The organism is Actinosynnema mirum DSM 43827 (assembly GCF_000023245.1).
Taxonomy (GTDB): domain Bacteria; phylum Actinomycetota; class Actinomycetes; order Mycobacteriales; family Pseudonocardiaceae; genus Actinosynnema; species Actinosynnema mirum.
Map to the genome: position 1 here is coordinate 2,389,918 of NC_013093.1, position 18,053 is coordinate 2,407,970.

At 73.0% G+C, this 18,053-nt stretch carries 11 protein-coding genes; 10 read left to right on the top strand and 1 reads right to left on the bottom strand.

Annotation, left to right across the window (positions count from 1 at the left end):
- Positions 1-54: 54 nt before the first annotated feature.
- Complete coding sequence (locus AMIR_RS10865; protein WP_015801000.1) at positions 55-1,452, bottom strand: glycoside hydrolase family 6 protein; 1,398 nt, start codon at positions 1,450-1,452, stop codon at positions 55-57.
- 1,290 nt (positions 1,453-2,742) lie between these two features.
- Between AMIR_RS10865 and AMIR_RS10870 the strand changes: the two genes are divergently transcribed.
- The 10 genes from AMIR_RS10870 (at position 2,743) to AMIR_RS10915 (ending at position 18,022) form a co-directional block, all read left to right on the top strand.
- On the top strand, positions 2,743-5,667 hold the full coding sequence (locus AMIR_RS10870; protein ID WP_015801001.1) for a glycoside hydrolase family 48 protein: 2,925 nt from the start codon (positions 2,743-2,745) through the stop codon (positions 5,665-5,667).
- 231 nt (positions 5,668-5,898) lie between these two features.
- Positions 5,899-8,460: a beta-glucosidase family protein gene (locus AMIR_RS10875; protein ID WP_187313500.1), complete on the top strand. Its 2,562-nt coding sequence runs from the start codon at positions 5,899-5,901 to the stop codon at positions 8,458-8,460.
- Positions 8,460-9,473 (top strand): LacI family DNA-binding transcriptional regulator, encoded by a 1,014-nt coding sequence (locus tag AMIR_RS10880; protein WP_015801003.1) that lies wholly within the window; start codon positions 8,460-8,462, stop codon positions 9,471-9,473. The genes AMIR_RS10875 and AMIR_RS10880 overlap by 1 nt, the downstream gene beginning before the upstream one ends.
- A gap of 306 nt (positions 9,474-9,779) precedes the next feature.
- Entirely contained in the window at positions 9,780-11,378 is a 1,599-nt protein-coding gene (locus AMIR_RS10885; RefSeq protein WP_015801004.1) for an extracellular solute-binding protein, read from the top strand.
- A complete protein-coding gene (locus AMIR_RS10890) occupies positions 11,365-12,339 on the top strand; it encodes an ABC transporter permease (protein ID WP_015801005.1) in 975 nt (324 codons plus the stop codon). The genes AMIR_RS10885 and AMIR_RS10890 overlap by 14 nt, the downstream gene beginning before the upstream one ends.
- Positions 12,336-13,301 (top strand): carbohydrate ABC transporter permease, encoded by a 966-nt coding sequence (locus tag AMIR_RS10895; RefSeq protein ID WP_015801006.1) that lies wholly within the window; start codon positions 12,336-12,338, stop codon positions 13,299-13,301. Before AMIR_RS10890 ends, AMIR_RS10895 begins: the two co-directional genes overlap by 4 nt.
- 37 nt (positions 13,302-13,338) lie before the next feature.
- Complete coding sequence (locus AMIR_RS10900) at positions 13,339-15,321, top strand: beta-galactosidase (protein ID WP_015801007.1); 1,983 nt, start codon at positions 13,339-13,341, stop codon at positions 15,319-15,321.
- Positions 15,296-17,236, top strand: a complete 1,941-nt coding sequence (locus AMIR_RS40925) for a glycosyl hydrolase family 95 catalytic domain-containing protein (RefSeq protein WP_015801008.1) — start codon at positions 15,296-15,298, stop codon at positions 17,234-17,236. The genes AMIR_RS10900 and AMIR_RS40925 overlap by 26 nt, the downstream gene beginning before the upstream one ends.
- Complete coding sequence (cutA, locus tag AMIR_RS10910; RefSeq protein WP_041836694.1) at positions 17,233-17,556, top strand: divalent-cation tolerance protein CutA; 324 nt, start codon at positions 17,233-17,235, stop codon at positions 17,554-17,556. Before AMIR_RS40925 ends, cutA begins: the two co-directional genes overlap by 4 nt.
- Before the next feature lie 88 nt (positions 17,557-17,644).
- On the top strand, positions 17,645-18,022 hold the full coding sequence (locus tag AMIR_RS10915) for a MerR family transcriptional regulator (protein WP_015801010.1): 378 nt from the start codon (positions 17,645-17,647) through the stop codon (positions 18,020-18,022).
- The last annotated feature ends 31 nt before the right edge of the window (positions 18,023-18,053 follow it).

Here is an 18,053-nt window from a genome sequence, read left to right on the forward strand (position 1 = left end):
CACCCTCCCCGGCTGGCGCGCCGGGGAGGGTGGCGGACTGGGGAAGCGCGCGGGTCAGGCGCAGGCCGTTCCGTTCAGCACGGGAGACGTGAACGGGGGCGTGCCGCCGCTGAAGCTCGCCGAGTAGCCGGTGGTCGCGGTTCCACCGGTGGCGATCCCGCCGTTCCAGGACGCGCTCGTGACCCGGACGGTGTCGCCCAGGTCCGTCCACGTCCCGTTCCAGCCCTGGGAGACGGCCACGCCGGGGGCGGAGAACTCCAAGGTCCAGTTCTGGAGCGCCGGACCCCGGTTCTCGATCACCACCTCGCCGGTGTGGCCGCCCGACCACGAGCTGACCACCCGGTGCCGCACCACGCAGGCCGCGCCGTTCGGCGGGGGCGTGGTGGTGGTCGTGGTGACGCGCGTGGTCGTGGTGGTCGTCGTTGTCGTCGTCGGGGCGGGACCTGCGGCCACCGCCATGTCGTACGCGCGCTGCGGCACGAACTGGCCCGCGCCCGCGATGCAGCCGTCCGCCTCGCCGGGGATCTTCACCCACAGGAAGGCGTCGATCTGCGGGTCGCCGGTGTTCCTGGTGCTGGGCGTGCCGATCGCGCGGCCGGGCGGGTCGCACCACTCGCTGCCGAGCGGTCCGTTGCCGTTGCGGCTGGTGTCGACGACGGCCTTGAGCCTGCCGTCGCCGAGCGCGTTCAGGGTGGCCTTGGCGAACGCCACCTCGTCGGCGGTGCGGCGGTAGTTGGAGACGTTGGTCGCGATGCCGTCCGCGCTGGTGGAGACCTCCGCCGCGCGCAGGCGGTTCGCCGCCTCGGCCGGGGTCAGCCAGGCCGAGTGGCCGATGTCGAAGTACACCTTCGCCTGGCTCGACGCGGCCTTGAGCGCTTTGCCCGCGTAGGCCATCGACGCGCGGGTCTCGGCCTGCTGGGACGCGCTCTGGCAGGTGCTCATGATCGGGAGGACGTCGGGTTCGAGGATGATCGCGGCCGGGCGGCCCGCGAGTCCCGCCGCGAACTGGTCGACCCACTGCCGGTAGGCGCCGTGCGAGGGCGCGCCGCCGCCGCTCGCGCCGCCGCAGTCGCGGTTGGGGATGTTGTAGACCACCAGGATCGGGGTCTTGCCCGCCGACGCCGCCGCCGAGGTGTGGGCGTCCACCTCGGCGCGGATCGTGGACGTGTTGGTCGTGGTGAACCACTTCGCCTGGGGTACCGAGGCGACGCGGTCGCGGATGACGGCGGCCCTGCTGTCGTTCGGGTTCGCCGCCACCCACCTGGCCGCGCTGGTCGCCGGGTCGGAGTAGAACTCCGAGTCCGCCGCCACCGCCGCGGGGGAAGCCGTCCCCGTGGCGATGGCGGTGGCCGCGGCGACCAGCGCGCTGGACAGCGCTCCCGCTGCCACCTTCCCGCGACGGGACTTCGACGGCGTGGCGCCGTTGCCGCGCGCCGTGGTCGTTGATCGCATGGTGTGGTTCCTCTTCGCAGCGTCGTTGCTGGGACGGGGTTGTCACTCTGGGGCTGGGAGCGCTCCCAGGTGGCCGGGACTGTAACCGCCGGGAAACGGCGTCGAAAAGGGTGCGGGAGTGGTCTTGCCTGGGGGAGGTGGGGTGGAATCGCTCACCCTGCGTCGAGGAGGCGGGGTTTTGGGACGGGCGGACGGGGAGGTCGGGCTGGAATCGCTCACCGGCGGTGACCGGTGGGCGGGCGTTCCTGGGGGTGGTGGGGCCGTTCCGGGTGGGACCCCGCGCGCGTGCGGGTGGCAAGTGAAATCGGTGGTGTTTTTCCGTCGAATTGCGTCGAACGCGGCACCGTTTTCTAGTGCGGACGGGTGAACGTTCGCCAACAGAGGTCGGGTTCACGGGAGTGAACGCCGCTTGTGCGAGGTTCCGGGGGCCGGTGGGCGCGGTTCCTGGTCACCGGTCGGGGCAGGCGACCCGCGCGACCCCGGCGGGCGGCGTTCGGCTCAGCGCGCGACGCCGACCGGTGCACCGGCCGGTGGACTACGGGCGAAGTCCGTCAAGGCTTTGTGGTCGAACCCTCTTTTCAGGCTGTTTCGATGCCGTTACAGTCCGAACCTGGGAGCGCTCCCAGAGGCGTTCCGCCCCTCGCAGCCCCGGAGGAACCGCCATGCGACGACGCATGAACGGCCACCCGCGCGGGACCCGGCCGATCCAGGCCGAGCCACCGACGCGACCGCCGAACCACCCCGCGCCGACGGCGGACTCCGGACGATGAACTTCGGCACGGGCCGTTCTGCGCGCCCAGGCGACCCGTGCCGACCCCCACCTCCCGCCGAGCGAACCGCCCCCGAACGAGTGGGCGGTCCACTCGGGCGGTGAACCGCGCGCTCGACCCGCCCTCCGGTGAGCGGTCAGGTCACCCGGACCTGGCGCCCGGTCGTCCCCGGCCCCCGACCGGGGACGACCGCGCCGCCGGAGTCCGGTCCGCTCGCGCCCCGCGGTCCCGGCGTGCCGGAAGCCGCCCCGCGCCACCGCGCACCGGCCGGCACCGCCAAGTCCCTCCCCGGTGCCGCGAGGCCACGCCCGAACACCCGCCTGCCCGACCCTGGGCGCCGCCGCCCCACCCGAGCTCCGCCAGCCCGGCACCACCGCCCCACCCCGAGCACCGCCGCTCCGAGCACCACCTCTCCACCCCAGTACCACCTCTCCACCCCAGCACCGCCACCGCACCAAGCCAGCCCACGCACCGCCCCAAGCCCGCGGGTCAACGGCTGATCCGCGCAGGAGGAGGACGCATGAGGTACCGCACCAGAGCGGGGAGGTCCCGGCCGCTCGCCCTGACCGCCGCCGCGGTCGTCGTAGCCGGGATCGCGCCCGTAGTGGTCGCGCCGGTCGCCAGCGCCGCGGTGACCTGCACGGTCAACTACCAGGTCACCAACGAGTGGAGCACCGGGTTCGGCGCGAGCGTCGCCGTCCGCAACCAGGGCGACGCGGTCGCCAACTGGCGCCTCACGTGGACCTTCCCCAGCGGCCAGACCGTGCAGCAGGGCTGGAACGGCACGTTCACCCAGTCGGGCAGCAAGGTCACCGTCGCCGCCCCGACCTGGTCGCCGAACCTGCCCAGCGGCGGCGAGGTCAGCGTCGGCTTCAACGGGACCAAGGGCGCCGCCAACGCCGCGCCCACGGACTTCGCCATCAACGGCACCCCGTGCACCGGCCCCAACACCGCCCCCACGGTGAGCCTGACCTCGCCCTCCTCCGGCGCGTCCTACGTGACCGGCGCGGCGATCCCGCTCGCCGCCACGGCGGCGGACTCGGACGGCACGGTCGCCAAGGTCGACTTCCTGGCCGACGGCGCCGTCGTGGCCACCGACACCTCCGCCCCGTTCCAGGGCTCCTGGACCGGCGCGAGCACCGGCGACCACACCCTCACCGCCCGCGCCACGGACAACAAGGGCGCCACCGCCCTGTCCTCGCCGGTCGGCGTGAAGGTCCTGGCGGGGCAGGCGATCCTGGCCAGCCCCAACACGCTCAGCGTGAAGCAGGGGGCCACCGGCGCGTTCGGCGTCTCCCTGGCCACCGCGCCCAGCGGCCCGGTCACCGTCGCGGTCGCCCGCTCCGCGGGCAGCACCGACCTCACGGCGGGCCCGGCGACGCTGACCTTCACCACCGCCAACTGGTCGACCAAGCAGAACGTCACGGTCACCTCGGCGGACAACGGCGGCGCGCTGGCCGAGGCCACGTTCACCGCCTCCGCCACCGGCATCACCCCGGCGTCCGTGGCGGTCAAGGAGATCTCACCGTCCACGACGGACTTCGACCAGGCGTTCCTCGACCAGTACGCCAAGATCCACGACCCGTCCAGCGGCTACTTCCGCGACTTCGGCGGCCTGAAGGTCCCCTACCACTCGGTGGAGACCCTGCTCGTCGAGGCCCCGGACCACGGCCACCAGACGACCTCCGAGGCGTTCAGCTACTACCTGTGGCTGGAGGCCAGCTACGCCCGCATCACCGGTGACTGGACCTCGTTCAAGTCCGCGTGGGCGTCGATGGAGAAGTTCGCCATCCCGGCCAAGGCCGACCAGCCCACCAACGACAAGTACAACCCCTCGAAGCCGGCCACCTACGCGCCGGAGAACCCGAGGATGGACCAGTACCCGGCGCAGCTCGACGCCAACATCCCCGTCGGCACGGACCCGATCGCGGCCGAGCTGAAGTCCGCGTACGGCACCGACGACATCTACGGGATGCACTGGCTGTTCGACGTCGACAACACCTACGGCTTCGGCCGCTGCGGCGACGGCACCGACACCGCGCCCGCGTACATCAACACCTACCAGCGCGGCTCGTCCGAGTCTGTGTGGGAGACCATCCCGCACTCCTCGTGCGACACGTTCAAGCACGGCGGCCCCAACGGGTTCCTCGACCTGTTCACCAAGGACGCCAGCTACGCCAAGCAGTGGAAGTACACCAACGCCCCCGACGCCGACGCGCGCGCGGTCCAGGTCGCGCTGCTGGCGCAGCAGTGGGCCACCTCGCAGGGCAAGGCGGGCGAGATCTCCTCGGAGATCGGCAAGGCCGCCAAGATGGGCGACTACCTGCGGTACGCCATGTTCGACAAGTACTTCAAGAAGGTCGGCGGCTGCACCAGCCCGTCCTGCCCGGCAGGCTCCGGCAAGGACTCCGCGCACTACTTGATGTCCTGGTACTACGCGTGGGGCGGCGCGACCGACACGTCCGCCGGGTGGGCCTGGCGGATCGGCGACGGCGCCTCGCACCAGGGCTACCAGAACCCGCTCGCGGCCTACGCCCTGTCCCAGGTCGCCTCGCTCAAGCCCAAGTCGGCCACCGGCCAGCAGGACTGGGCCAAGTCGATGGACCGCCAGCTGGAGCTGCTGCAGTGGCTCCAGTCGACGGACGGCGGCATCGCCGGTGGCGTCACGAACTCGTGGGAGGGCCACTACGGCGCGCCGCCCAGCGGCACCCCGACCTTCTACGGCATGTTCTACGACGCCCACCCGGTGTGGCGCGACCCGCCGTCGAACCGCTGGTTCGGCTTCCAGGCGTGGCAGATGGAGCGCACCGCCTCGCTCTACCAGATGACCGGTGACGCCCGCGCCAAGAAGATCCTCGACAAGTGGGTCCCCTGGGCGCTGGCCAACACCACCGTCGGCGCGAACGGCGCGTTCCAGATCCCGTCCGACATGGACTGGACCGGCACGCCCGACACCTGGAACCCGAGCAACCCCAGCGGGAACCCCGGCCTGCGGGTGAGCGTGCTCAACCACAGCCAGGACGTCGGCATCGCCGCGTCGCTCGCCAAGACGCTGCTGAACTACGCGGCCAAGTCCGGCAACGCCGCCGCCCGCACCACGGGCGAGGGCCTGCTGACCGCGCTGCTGTCCCACCAGGACGACAAGGGCATCGCGACCCCCGAGTCCCGCGCGGACTACAACCGGTTCGACGACACCTACGACTCGGCCTCCGGGTCCGGCGTCTACGTGCCGCCGGGCTGGACCGGGAAGATGCCCAACGGCGACACCATCAACCAGAGCTCCACGTTCCTGTCCATCCGCTCGATGTACCGGGACGACCCCGACTGGCCCAAGGTGCAGGCCTACCTGAACGGTGGTTCCGCGCCGACCTTCGAGTACCACAGGTTCTGGGCCCAGGCCGAGATCGCGACCGCGTTCTCGCTGCACTCGGAGCTGTTCGGCTAACCGCACAACCGCAGGTCCAGGACACCCCCCGCGCCCATGGGCGCGGGGGGTGCCCGGCTTTCCGCGGCATTCGTCGAACGCGTTCGAATCGAATGCGTCGACCGGGAATTCGGGTGTTGACCACCGGTGGAGGCCGTGGCACATTTCTGACCACTTCACCCGCTGATGATCTGCCGGAAATGCCTGGCCGTTAAATCGAATCGATTCGACTTCGGGCGCAGGCGGTTCGACGTGTTCGACGAGAGGCGTGCCGTGGGCCAGTTCCCGTTCCGCGACCCCGACCTGCCGCTGCGCGACCGGGTCGCCGACCTGCTCTCCCGGCTCACCGAGCGGGAGAAGATCGCCCTGCTGCACCAGCGGCAGCCCGCGGTCCCGCGCCTCGGGCTCGCCGAGTTCCGCACCGGCCTGGAAGTCGCGCACGGCGTCGCCTGGCTCGGCGAGGCGACCGTCTTCCCGCAGCCGGTCGGGCTCGCCGCCAGCTGGGACGTCGAGCTGGTGCGCCGGGTCGGCGACGCGGCGGGCACGGAGGCGCGCGGGTTCCACGACCGCGACCCGCTCAACGGGCTCAACGTGTGGGCGCCGGTGGTGAACCCGCTGCGCGACCCGCGCTGGGGCCGCAACGAGGAGGCCTACTCCGAGGACCCGGTGCTCACCTCCGCGATGGGCACCGCGTTCGCGTCCGGCCTGCGCGGCGACCACCCGTTCTACCTCAAGACCGCGCCCACCCTGAAGCACTTCCTGGGCTACAACAACGAGACCGACCGCGACACCACCTCGTCCGACCTGCGCCCGCGCGTGCTGCACGAGTACGAGCTGCCCTGCTTCCGGGGGCCGATCGAGGCGGGCGCCGCGGTCGCCGTCATGCCGTCCTACAACCTCGTCAACGGCCGCCCCGCGCACCTGAGCCCGCTGCTGGAGAGCGAGCTGCGCACCTGGCACCCGGACGGCGTCGCCGTCGTCAGCGACGCGTTCGCGCCGTCGAACATCGCCGGGTCGCAGGGCTTCCGCGCCACCCAGGCCGAGGGGCACGCCGCGATGCTGATCGCGGGCGTGGACAACTGCACCGACCAGGGGCCCGACCCCGAGCTGACCATCACCGCCGTCACCGAGGCGCTGGAGCGGCACCTGCTGCCCGTGGAGGTCGTGGAGCGCGCGGTGGGCCGGTTGCTGGCGCTGCGGTTCCGCCTCGGCGAGTTCGACCCGCCCGAGCGCAACCCGCACGCCGCCATCACCCAGGAGGTCATCGGCTCGCACGACGACCTCGCGCTCGACGCCGCCCGCGCCGCGATCGTGCTGCTGCGCAACGAGGAGCAGGCGCTCCCGCTGCCGCGCGGCGTCCGGCTCGCGGTGCTCGGCACGCACGCCGACACCCTGTTCGAGGACTGGTACAGCGGAACCCTGCCGGGCAGCGCCGTGACCGTCCTCAGTGGACTGTCCGAGTTCGCGCGGACCACCTTCGCCGAGGGCGTCGACCGGATCACCCTGCGCGGTGCCGACGGCCGCCACCTCGCCGTCGTCGACGGCCGCGTCGAGACCACCGCCGAACCCGGCGAGGGCTTCGACCGGTTCGACTGGGGCGACGGGGCCTGGACCCTCCGCTCCGCCGCCAACCGCCGGTTCCTCGGCGTCACCGAGGACGGCGACCTGGTCGCCGAGGCACTCGCCCCCGGCGGCTGGGACGTCCGCGAGCTGTTCACGCCCGAGGACACGGCCGAGGGGCTGCTCCTGCGGCACGTGGTCAGCGACCAGACCTACGGCCCGTTCACCGCCGAGGTGGTCCACGACGGCGCCGCGCGGGCCGTCGCCCTCGCGCGGGAGGCCGACGTGGCCGTGGTCGTGGTCGGCAACGACCCGCACGTCAACGGCCGCGAGACCCAGGACCGCACCGGCCTGGACCTGCCGCAGCTCCCGCTCGTGCGGGCCGTCCGCGCCGCCAACCCGCGCACGGTCCTCGTGCTGGTCAGCAGCTACCCGTACGCGCTGGACGGCGAGGAGGACCACCTGCCCGCCGTCCTCTGGACCGCGCACGGCGGCCAGCGCCAGGGCACCGCCGTCGCCGAGGCCCTGTTCGGCGGGCTCAACCCGTCCGGCAGGCTCCCGCAGGCCTGGCCGCGCGGCGCCGCCGACCTGCCCGACCTGCTGGACTACGACATCATCCGCTCCGGCGGCACCTACCTGTACTCCACCGCCGAACCGCTGTTCTGCTTCGGCCACGGCCTGTCGTACACCACCTTCGACTACGGCGAACCGGCCTGGGACGGCGAGCGCGTCAGCGTCACCGTCACCAACACCGGCCGCGTCGCGGGCGCCGAGGTGGTCCAGCTGTACGCCGCCCGCCCCGACTCGGCGATCCGCCAGCCGCTGCGCAGGCTCCAGTCGTTCCGCCGCGTCCACCTCGCGCCCGGCGAGTCCGCCGAGGTCGAGCTGCCCGCCGACGCGCTGTGGCACTGGGACGTGGTCCGGGGCCGCCGCTCGGTCGAGGCCGGTCCGTGCGTGCTGCTGGTCGGCCCGTCCAGCCGCGACGTCCGCGCCCGCCTGGAGCTCGACCTGCCGGGCGAGAGGCCCGCGCCGCGCACCGGTCCGCTGCGCGCGGTCGACTTCGACCACCACAGCGGAGTGCGCCTGGTCGACGACGCCGTGGTCTTCCCCGCCGAGGGCGACTGGATCGCCTTCCACGAGGTCACCCCGTGGCCCTACGAGACCCCGGACGGCACCGAGCTGACCAGGGAGGGCGGCTCCACGGTCGTCGTCACCGCGCTGCGCGCGGGCGTCCGCGTGGAGCGGGTTCTCTGATGGTGACGATCGCCGACGTGGCCCGGCACGCCGGGGTCGCGCCCAGCACGGTCTCCTACGTCCTCACCGGCAGGCGCTCCATCTCGCCCGCGACCAGGGCCAGGGTCGAGGCCAGCGTCCGCGCCCTCGGCTACCACCCGCACGCGGGCGCCCGCTCGCTCGCCAGCAACCGGGCCAACGTGCTGGCGCTGGTCCTCCCGATGCGCGAGGGCATGAACCTGCCGGTGCTCATGCAGTTCGTCGTCGCGGTGGCGCACGCCGCGCGCGGCCACGAGCACGACGTGCTGCTGGTGACGGCGGACCAGGGCGCGGCCGGGCTGCGCAGGGTCGCGGGCAGCGCGCAGGTGGACGGGCTGCTGGTGATGGACGTGGAGATGCACGACGAGCGGGTGCCGGTGCTGCGGGAGCTGGAGCGGCCCTCGGTGCTGATCGGCTTCCCCGCCGACGCCGCCGGGCTGACCTGCGTGGACCTGGACTTCGCCGAGGCGGGCGCCCGCTGCGTCGACCACCTGGCCGACCTGGGGCACCGGTCGGTCGCCCTGGTGGGCGCGCCGCGGGCGGTCTACGAGCGCGACACCGGGTTCGCGCACCGCTGCATGGCCGGGTTCAGCGCGGCGGCGATGCGGCGCGGCATCTCGTCGACGACCCTGCCGACCGAGACCGACCACAGCTCGGTGCGGGCGGCGGTGACGGGCCTGCTGGACCGGCACCCCACGGTCACCGGGCTGGTCGTGCACAACGAGGCCGCGCTGCCGTCGGTCCTGGAGGCGTTGCGCGCGCTGGGCCGCGACGTGCCGGACGACATCGCGGTGGTCGCGATCTGCCCGGACGACCTGGCCGACCGCCTGTCCCCGGAGCTGACCTCCGTGCAGCTGCCCGCCGAGCAGCTCGGCCACCGGGCCGTGGAGCTGCTGATGGCGAAGCTGAACCGCGGCAGGGTCGCCCCGCTGACCCTGCTGCGGCCCCGCCTGGTCGAACGCGCCAGCACCGCCGCCCGCGCCGGGCGCCGGTGAGGACCACCCCATGCCCGCACCCGGCCGCGCGCCCCACGTCGAAGCGCTTCACCGCAGAGCGCCGGCCCCGGCCGCGCCGGCCCCGGCCGCGTCGCACCGGGGAGCGCCGCACCGGGGAGCGCCGCACCGGCACGAGCCACGCCGGGAAGCGCTTCCTCCCCACGGGGTGACCGGACCAGCACCACTCCGCGACACGCGCGCCGCCGTCCGCGCCGTCGAGCCCGCGCACCACACCCCGACGGCACCCCTATCACCGACGCGAAGGGGCGTTGTCCGATGAATGTGTCCCGCAGGAGTTTCTTCGGCATGAGTGCGGCTGCCGGTGGTGCGCTGCTCGTCGGCTGCGGTGGGCCCGCGCCGCAGCAGGGCGGCGGCGGTGGCGCGCTCAACTCGGAGGAGCTGGCCAAGCTGCTCCCGGCCTACTCGCCCGTCGAGTACGCCAAGCCCGACCTGCCCGGCGTCAACGGGTCCAAGGCAGGCTACCTGAAGTTCCCCTCCACGCTCGTGGACGCGGTCAAGGAGAAGCCGCTCTCCGGCGGCGAGGTCACCGTCATGACCCCGACGTTCTGGCCGGTGCCGCCGGGCCTCGGGCAGAACTCCTACTACGACGCCGTGAACGAGCGGCTCGGCGGCACGGTCAAGTTCGAGCTGGTGGCGGGCGCGGACTACGCGCAGAAGCTCGCGGCCATGATGGCGGGCAAGCAGGTGCCCGAGCTGACCGTCATGCCCACCTTCACCGTGCCGCCCCGGTTCAGCGCGGGCGTCGGCGAGGTGTTCCGCGACATCGGCGGCCTCATCGCGGGCGACAAGGCCAAGGACTACCCGATGCTCGCGGGCATCCCCACCGCCGTGTGGGAGAACTGCGTCTACAACGGCAAGCTGTTCGCGGTGCCGTTCCCCGGCGACCTGTTCGCCGAGGCCACCTTCTACCGGCCCGAGCTGTTCGAGAGCCTCGGCGTCGACCCGCGGGTCAAGTCCTTCGCGGAGCTGAAGGACCTGTGCGCCAAGGTGAACGACCCGGCGGGCAACCGCTGGGCGGTCGGCGACATCTTCCGCACGCTCGTGCGCGCTCGGGGCGACAAGGGCGACTGGCAGCGCGACTCCTCCGGCAAGGTCGTCAACCACATCGAGACGCCCGAGTACGCCGCGGCCATCCGCGACATGCGCGAGCTGTTCGACGCCGGCTACGTGCACCCCGACGTGGTCGCGGGCAACTTCAGCCGCCTCAAGGAGCTGTTCGCCTCCGGGCAGGTCCTGCTGCACCAGGACGGCGTCGGCGCGTGGCACGAGACCTTCGAGCAGCAACGGCCGGTGAACCCGGACTTCCGGATGTCCGCCATCCTGCCGTTCGCCTCGGACGGCGGGAAGGCCACCTACCCGATCAGCAACCCGGTCTCCATGCTCACCCTGTTCCGCAAGGACCTCTCCGACGACCGGGTCAAGGAGCTGCTGCGGCTGTGCAACTTCGCCGCCGCGCCGTTCGGCACCAGCGAGCACTTCCTGCTGCGCTACGGCATCGACGGCAAGCACAGCACCCGCAACGCCGACGGCTCGCCGCAGCTGAACGCCCTGGGAGCCAAGGAGATCACCCTGACCTACGGGTTCATCTCCGGCCCCGCCGAGGCGTACGCGCACACCCAGTTCCCGGACTTCGTGCGCGAGGCCCACGCCTGGCACGCGGACGCCTACTCCAAGCAGGTCAAGCCGATCACGTTCGGCCTGCGCATCGAGGAGCCGGCCGAGCTGACCAAGCTGGGCAAGCAGTTCGAGGACCGCACCAACGACATCCTGCGCGGGCGCGCCAGCGCCAAGGACGCGGACGGCCTGGCCGAGGAGTGGCGCAAGGCGGGCGGCGACAAGCTGCGCGAGTTCTACGACAAGGTCCTCACCGATGCCGGGCGCTGACCTGACGACCCCACCGGAGGCGCGGCGCGGCGAGCACACCGCCGCCCGCCGCGCCCCCGCGTGGTCGCGCAAGCTGCGCCGCGACTGGCCGATGCTGCTCATGGTCATGCCCGCCGCGCTGGTGCTCGTGGTGTTCCACTACGTGCCGCTGCTCGGCAACGTCGTGGCGTTCCAGGACTACTCGCCGTACACCGGCGTCATGGCCAGCACGTGGACCGGCCTGGTGAACTTCGAGCGGATCGCGACCGACCCGAACTTCTGGGCCGCCGCCGGCAACACGCTGATGATCACCGCGTTCCAGCTGGTGTTCTACTTCCCGATCCCGATCGGGCTGGCGCTGCTGGTGCACAGCCTGCTCTCGCCCCGGCTGCGCCTGCTCGTGCAGAGCGTGGTGTACCTGCCGCACTTCTTCTCCTGGGTGCTCGTGATCACCCTGTTCCAGCAGATGCTGGGCGGCGCCGGTCTGCTCAACTCCTTCCTGCGCTCCACCGGGGCCAGCACGTTCGACGTGATGACCGACCCGGACCTGTTCCTGGGGCTGGTCACCGCGCAGGCGGTGTGGAAGGACGCCGGGTGGGGCGCGATCGTGTTCCTGGCCGCGCTGGCGACCGTGGACGCCTCGCTGTACGAGGCCGCCGCCGTCGACGGGGCCGGGCGGTGGCGCAGGCTCTGGCACGTCACGCTGCCCGCGCTCGTGCCGGTCGTGGTGCTGCTGCTGATCCTGCGCCTCGGCGAGGCGCTGACCGTGGGCTTCGAGCAGTTCCTGCTGCAACGCGAAGCGGTCGGGCGGGAGGCCGCCGAAGTGCTCGACACGTACGTCTACTTCACCGGCGTGGTCAACTCCGACTTCTCCTACGCGGCGGCGGCCGGGCTGGTCAAGGGCGTGGTGGGGCTGGCGCTCGTGCTGGCGGCCAACAAGGTCGCGCACCTGGCGGGCGAGCAGGGGGTGTACTCCCGATGACGACCACGACCCCCGGCACGACCCCGCGCCCGACCGTCCGCTCGGCCCGCGCCTCGGCGAAGCCGACCAGGCCGGTGTGGGAGGAGCCGCCCTCCGCGCTCGGCAGCGCCGCCAAGGCCGTGCTGGTCGCGGTGATCCTGCTGGTGGTGCTGTTCCCGCTGTGGGTGGTGGTGCTGACGAGCCTGTCGACGCAGCAGGCCATCACCGCCGCGGGAGGGCTCGTCGTGGTGCCCGACGGCATCACGTTCGCCGCCTACCAGGAGTTGCTCACCGGCGGCGTGGTCACCCGCGCCGTGCTGGTCAGCGTGGGCATCACCGTGGTGGGCACGGCGTTCAGCACCGGCATCTCGCTGCTCGCCGCCTACGGCCTGTCCCGGCCCGGCACGTTCGCGCACCGGCCGCTGCTGTTCCTGGTGCTGCTGACGTTCCTGTTCGGGCCCGGCCTGATCCCCACCTACCTGCTGGTGCAGTCGCTGGGGATGCTGGACAGCTACTCGGCGCTGATCCTGCCCGGCGCGGTGTCGGCGTTCAACCTGGTGGTGCTGCGCTCGTTCTTCATGAACCTGCCCGGCGAGCTGATCGACAGCGCCCGCATCGACGGGGCCAGCGAGTTCGGCGTGCTCACCAGGATCGTGCTGCCGCTGTCGAAGGGCGTCACCGCGGTGGTCTCGCTGTTCTACGCGGTCGGCTACTGGAACGCGTTCTTCAACGCGTTCCTGTACCTGAACAGCACCGAGAAGTGGCCGCTGCAGCTGGTGCTGCGCACCTTCGTGCTCCAGGGGCAGCCGATCCCCGGCGTGACCCAGGGCGCGGAGACGGTCGGCGCCGGGGGTGGACTGGTGGCCACCCTGGCCATCAAGATGGCCGTCGTCGTGCTGGCGCTCGTCCCGGTCGCGGTGGTCTACCCGTTCGTGCAGAAGCACTTCACGAAGGGCGTGATCGTGGGGGCGGTCAAGGGGTGACGGTGGAAGCGGGGACGGTGTGACGGGACCGGGGCCTGTGGGGCTGGGCGCTGCGGCGCGCGGCAGGCTGCTCTACGGCGGGGACTACAACCCCGAGCAGTGGCCCGAGGAGGTGTGGGCCGAGGACGTCGAGCTGATGAAGCGGGCCGGGGTGAACGTCGCCACGGTCGGCGTGTTCTCCTGGGCGACCATCGAGCCGGAGCCGGGCGCGCGCGAGTTCGGCTGGCTCGACCGGGTGCTGTCCCTGCTGCACGCCAACGGGATCGCGGTGTGCCTGGCCACCCCGACGGCGTCGCCGCCGCCGTGGCTGGGCCACCGCCACCCGGAGACGCTGCCGGTGGACTTCGACGGGCGCAGGCTGTCCTACGGCTCGCGCAACCAGTTCTGCCCCTCGTCCCCGGTCTACCGCAAGCGGTCGCTGGAGCTGGTGACGGACCTGGCGGCGCGGTACGCGCACCACCCGGCGGTGGTGATGTGGCACGTGAACAACGAGTACTGCGAGGTCTGCCACTGCGACGTCAGCGCCGAGCACTTCCGGCGCTGGCTGCGCGCCAGGCACGGCACGCTCGACGCGCTCAACGCCGCGTGGAGCACCGCGTTCTGGAGCCAGCGCTACGGCGACTGGGACGAGGTCGTGCCGCCGCGCCGCGCCCCGTACCTGATCAACCCGGCGCAGCGGCTGGACTTCGCGCGGTTCTCCTCGGACGCGCTGCTGGAGTGCTTCCTGGCGGAGAAGGCGGTGCTGCGGGCGGCGAACCCGGACGTGCCGATCACGACGAACTTCATGGGCCTCGACCAGCCGATGGACTACTGGTCGCTGGCCGCGCACGAGGACGTCGTCTCGCACGACTGGTACCCGGACCCCTCGGACCCGAAGTCGCACGTGGGCACGGCCATCGCCTACGACCTGGTGCGCTCGCTCGCGGGCGGGCCGTGGGCGCTGATGGAGCAGGCGGCGAGCGCGGTGAACTGGCGGCACCGCAACCCGGCCAAGCCCGCCGGTCAGCTGCGGGCGCAGTCCGCGCAGGCCGTGGCGCGCGGCGCGGACGCGGTGTGCTTCTTCCAGTGGCGGGCCTCGGCAGGCGGCGCGGAGAAGTTCCACTCCGGGATGCTGCCGCACGCCGGGCCGGACACGCGGGTGTTCCGCGAGGTGTGCGAGCTGGGCGCGGACCTGGCGAGGCTGGAGGAGGTCGTCGGCGCGGACGTGCGCGCGTCGGTGGCGTTCGCGCTGGACTGGGAGAGCTGGTGGGCGTGCCGGCTCGACGCGCACCCCGCCGGTGACTTCGACCTGCTGGCGCGGGTCAGGGACTTCTACGAGCCGCTGTTCGACCTCGGCGTGGCGGTGGACTTCGTCCGGCCGGACGCGGACCTGTCGGGGTACGCGCTGGTGGTCGTGCCGAACCTGTACCTGCTGCGGGACGCGAGCCGCTTCGAGTCCTTCGTGGACGGTGGCGGCACGCTGCTGGTCGGGTTCTTCTCCGGCGTGGTGGACGGGAACGACCGGATCCACCCCGGTGGCGCGCCCGGTCCGCTGCGGGAGCTGCTCGGGTTGACCGTGCACGAGATGGCGCCGGTCGAGCGCGAGCTGCGCTGCGAGTCCGAGCTGCTGGGGGAGTTCACCGCCGACTTCTGGCTCGACGACGTCGCCCCGCACGGGGCCGAGGTGATCGCGCGCGCCGGGGACGCGCCGGTGGTGCTGCGGCACGGCCGCGCCTGGTACACCGCCACCCGGCCCGAACCCGCCGCCACCGCGCGGCTGCTCGCCCACCTGGTCGAGAGCGCCGGGGTGCCGCGCGCGCTGCCCGAGCTGCCCTCGGGCGTGGAGGCGGTGCGGCGGGGCGGGTTCCTGTTCCTGGTCAACCACAACGACGACCCGGTGACCGTGACCGTGCCCGGCGGCGGGGTCGACCTGCTCGCCGGGGCGGGCACGGGCGCCGGGGGCGGGCAGGGCGCCGAGGCCGCGCCCGCCGACGAGGTCGAACTCGGGAGGTTCGGTGTCGCCGTTCTCCGACAGCCCTAGCCTGTGGGCCGCCGAACCCGCCGCGCGCTGGGAGGAGGCGCACCCGATCGGCGACGGCCGGTTCGGCGCGATGTGCTGGGGCGACGGCAGGTTCGACCTCAACGACGACCGGCTGTGGACCGACCCGTCCCCGCCCGACCCGTCCCAGCCCGCCGCGGGCGCCCCGGAGGTCGTCCGGGCCGCCAGGGCCGCCGCGCTCGCGGGCGACCCGGAGCGCGCGGACGAGCTGCTGCGCTCGGTCCAGGGCCCCGACACCGCCAGCTACCAGCCCCTCGGCACGCTCGTGCTCGGCTACCGCGCGGAAGGCGGCTACCGGCGGGAGCTGGACCTGCTCAAGGGGATCTCCACCACGCTGCACGGTCCGGTGACCGTGGAAGCGGTGTGCGGCGGCGGGTTCGGGGTCCGCGTCACCGGGGCCGACGAGGTCGCCGTCGAGTCCGACGTGGACTTCACCCGGCTCGACGAGGACGACGCGGTCGTGGTGTACGTCGGCGTCGACGGGGTCCCGCCGTGGCACCTGTTCCGGCACCGCGCCACCAGCGCGCACGCCGAGCTGGTCGGCCGGGTCGAGCTGGACCTCGGCCCCGCGCCGGACGGCCCGCCGTCCACGTGGCCGCGCGAGCACCCGGCGCTGGCGGCCCTGCTGTTCCAGCACGGCAGGCACCTGCTGGTCGCCAGCTCCCGGCCGGGGACGCTGCCCGCGAACCTGCAGGGCGTGTGGAACCCGCACGCCGAGCCGCCGTGGCGCTCCAACTACACGCTCAACATCAACACCGAGATGAACTACTGGCCCGCCGAGCCGACCGCGCTGGCCGAGTGCCACGAGCCGCTGCTGGAGTTCCTCCACGGGCTCGCCGAGTCCGGCACGCGGGTGGCGCGGGAGCTGTACGGGCTGCCCGGCTGGTGCGCGCACCACAACACCGACCGCTGGTTCCTGGCCACGCCCGTGCAGGGCGACCCGGCGTGGGCGAACTGGCCGATGGCGGGCGCGTGGCTGAGCCTGCACCTGTGGGAGCGCTACGAGTTCGGCGGCGACGCGGTGTGGCTGCGCGGGCGCGCCTGGCCGCTGCTGCTGGGGGCGGCCGAGTTCTGCCTGGCGTGGCTGGTGGAGGACCGGGGCGAGCTGACCACCGCGCCGTCCACCTCGCCGGAGAACCACTACCTGACGGCGGACGGGCGCGAGGTCGCCGTCGGGGTCGGGGCGACCATGGACCTGGCGCTGACCTGGGAGCTGCTCGACCGGGTGGTGCGGGCCGGTGCGGTGCTCGGGGAGGACGTCGGGCGCTTCGCCGAGGCGTTGGCCCGCATCCCCGAGCCGCCGGTCGGGTCGGACGGGCGGGTGCTGGAGTGGCGGGACGAGTGGGCCGAGCCCGAGCCGGAGCACCGGCACCTCTCGCACCTGGTCGGGCTGTACCCCGGTGTGCGGATCGAGCGCGGGAGCGCTCTCGCGGAGGCGGCGCGGCGGTCGCTGGAGGCGCGCGGTCCCGGTGGGCCGGGGTGGTCGCACGCGTGGAAGGCCGCGCTGTGGGCCAGGCTGGGCGAGGGGGAGCGGGCGGCGGACTCGCTCGCCGGGATGCCGCTCTACCCGAACCTCACCTGCGCCAACCCGTTCCAGGTCGACGGCAGCCTCGGCTACCCGGCGGCGGTCGCGGAGCTGCTGCTGCAGAGCCACCGGGGCGTGCTGGAGCTGCTGCCCGCGCTGCCGCCGTCGTGGCCGACCGGGCGGGTGACCGGGCTGCGGGCGCGCGGCGGGATCGCGATCGACCTGGAGTGGCGGGACGGCGAGCTGCGGTCGGTGGCGCTGACCGCCGACCGGGCCTGCGAGGTCGAGCTGGTGAGCGGGTCGCGGCGGCTGGCGCAGCGGGTCGCGGCGGGCGGCAGGGTCGTCGTGCCGTGGCTACGCTCGGTCGGGTGAGCGAGGAACACGTGGTCGTGCTGACCACCACCGACAGCGAGGACGTGGCGGCCGAGCTCGCCTCCGGGCTGGTCGCGGCCGGGTTGGCGGCGTGCGTGCAGATCGGCGGGCCGGTGCGGAGCCTGTACCGGTGGGAGGGCGAGGTCAAGGACGAGCGGGAGTGGCAGCTCTGGATCAAGACCACGTACGAGCGGCTGCCCGAGGTGAACCGGCACATCGAGCGGGAGCACCCGTACGAGGTGCCGGAGGTGCTGGCGCTGCCGGTCCTCGCGGGCAGCGAGGCGTACCTGGACTGGGTGAGCGAGCAGACCGCGAGGTGAGGTCCCGGTGAGCGCGTGGCGGAGTTCACCGCTCGGGGAGTGCCCACGACCGGGTTAACCTGGTGGGAACACTCCAGTGGAGGTTCAGGTGCGCATCGGAGAGCTTGCGGACAAGGCAGGCGTGAGCGTCCGCGCGCTCCGCTACTACGAGGAGCAGGGGCTGCTCGCGTCGGTGCGCAGCGCCAGCGGGCAGCGGCACTACCAGGAGCAGGCCGTGGAGCGGGTGCTGCTGATCCAGCAGTTCTACGCGGCGGGGCTGTCGAGCAAGGCGATCCAGAAGCTGCTGCCGTGCATCCTGACCGGGCACATCACGCCGCAGCTGATGACGTTCCTGGCGACGGAGCGGGACCGGATCACGGGCCAGATCGACTCGCTGGTGCAGACGCGGGACCGGCTGGACTCGATGATCGACTACACGAAGGGCGCGAAGAGGTGCGAGCGCCCGGTGAGCCGGACGGCGGGGTAGCCGGGGGCGGTGGGGGACCGGTGGCGCGCGG

Coding starts and splice junctions, on each gene's coding strand:
- AMIR_RS10870 (WP_015801001.1), top strand. CDS start 2,743: ATGAGGTACCGCACCAGAGCGGGGAGGTCCCGGCCGCTCGCCCTGACC.
- AMIR_RS10895 (WP_015801006.1), top strand. CDS start 12,336: ATGACGACCACGACCCCCGGCACGACCCCGCGCCCGACCGTCCGCTCG.
- AMIR_RS10885 (WP_015801004.1), top strand. CDS start 9,780: ATGAGTGCGGCTGCCGGTGGTGCGCTGCTCGTCGGCTGCGGTGGGCCC.
- AMIR_RS10865 (WP_015801000.1), bottom strand. CDS start 1,452: ATGCGATCAACGACCACGGCGCGCGGCAACGGCGCCACGCCGTCGAAG.
- AMIR_RS10890 (WP_015801005.1), top strand. CDS start 11,365: ATGCCGGGCGCTGACCTGACGACCCCACCGGAGGCGCGGCGCGGCGAG.
- AMIR_RS10880 (WP_015801003.1), top strand. CDS start 8,460: ATGGTGACGATCGCCGACGTGGCCCGGCACGCCGGGGTCGCGCCCAGC.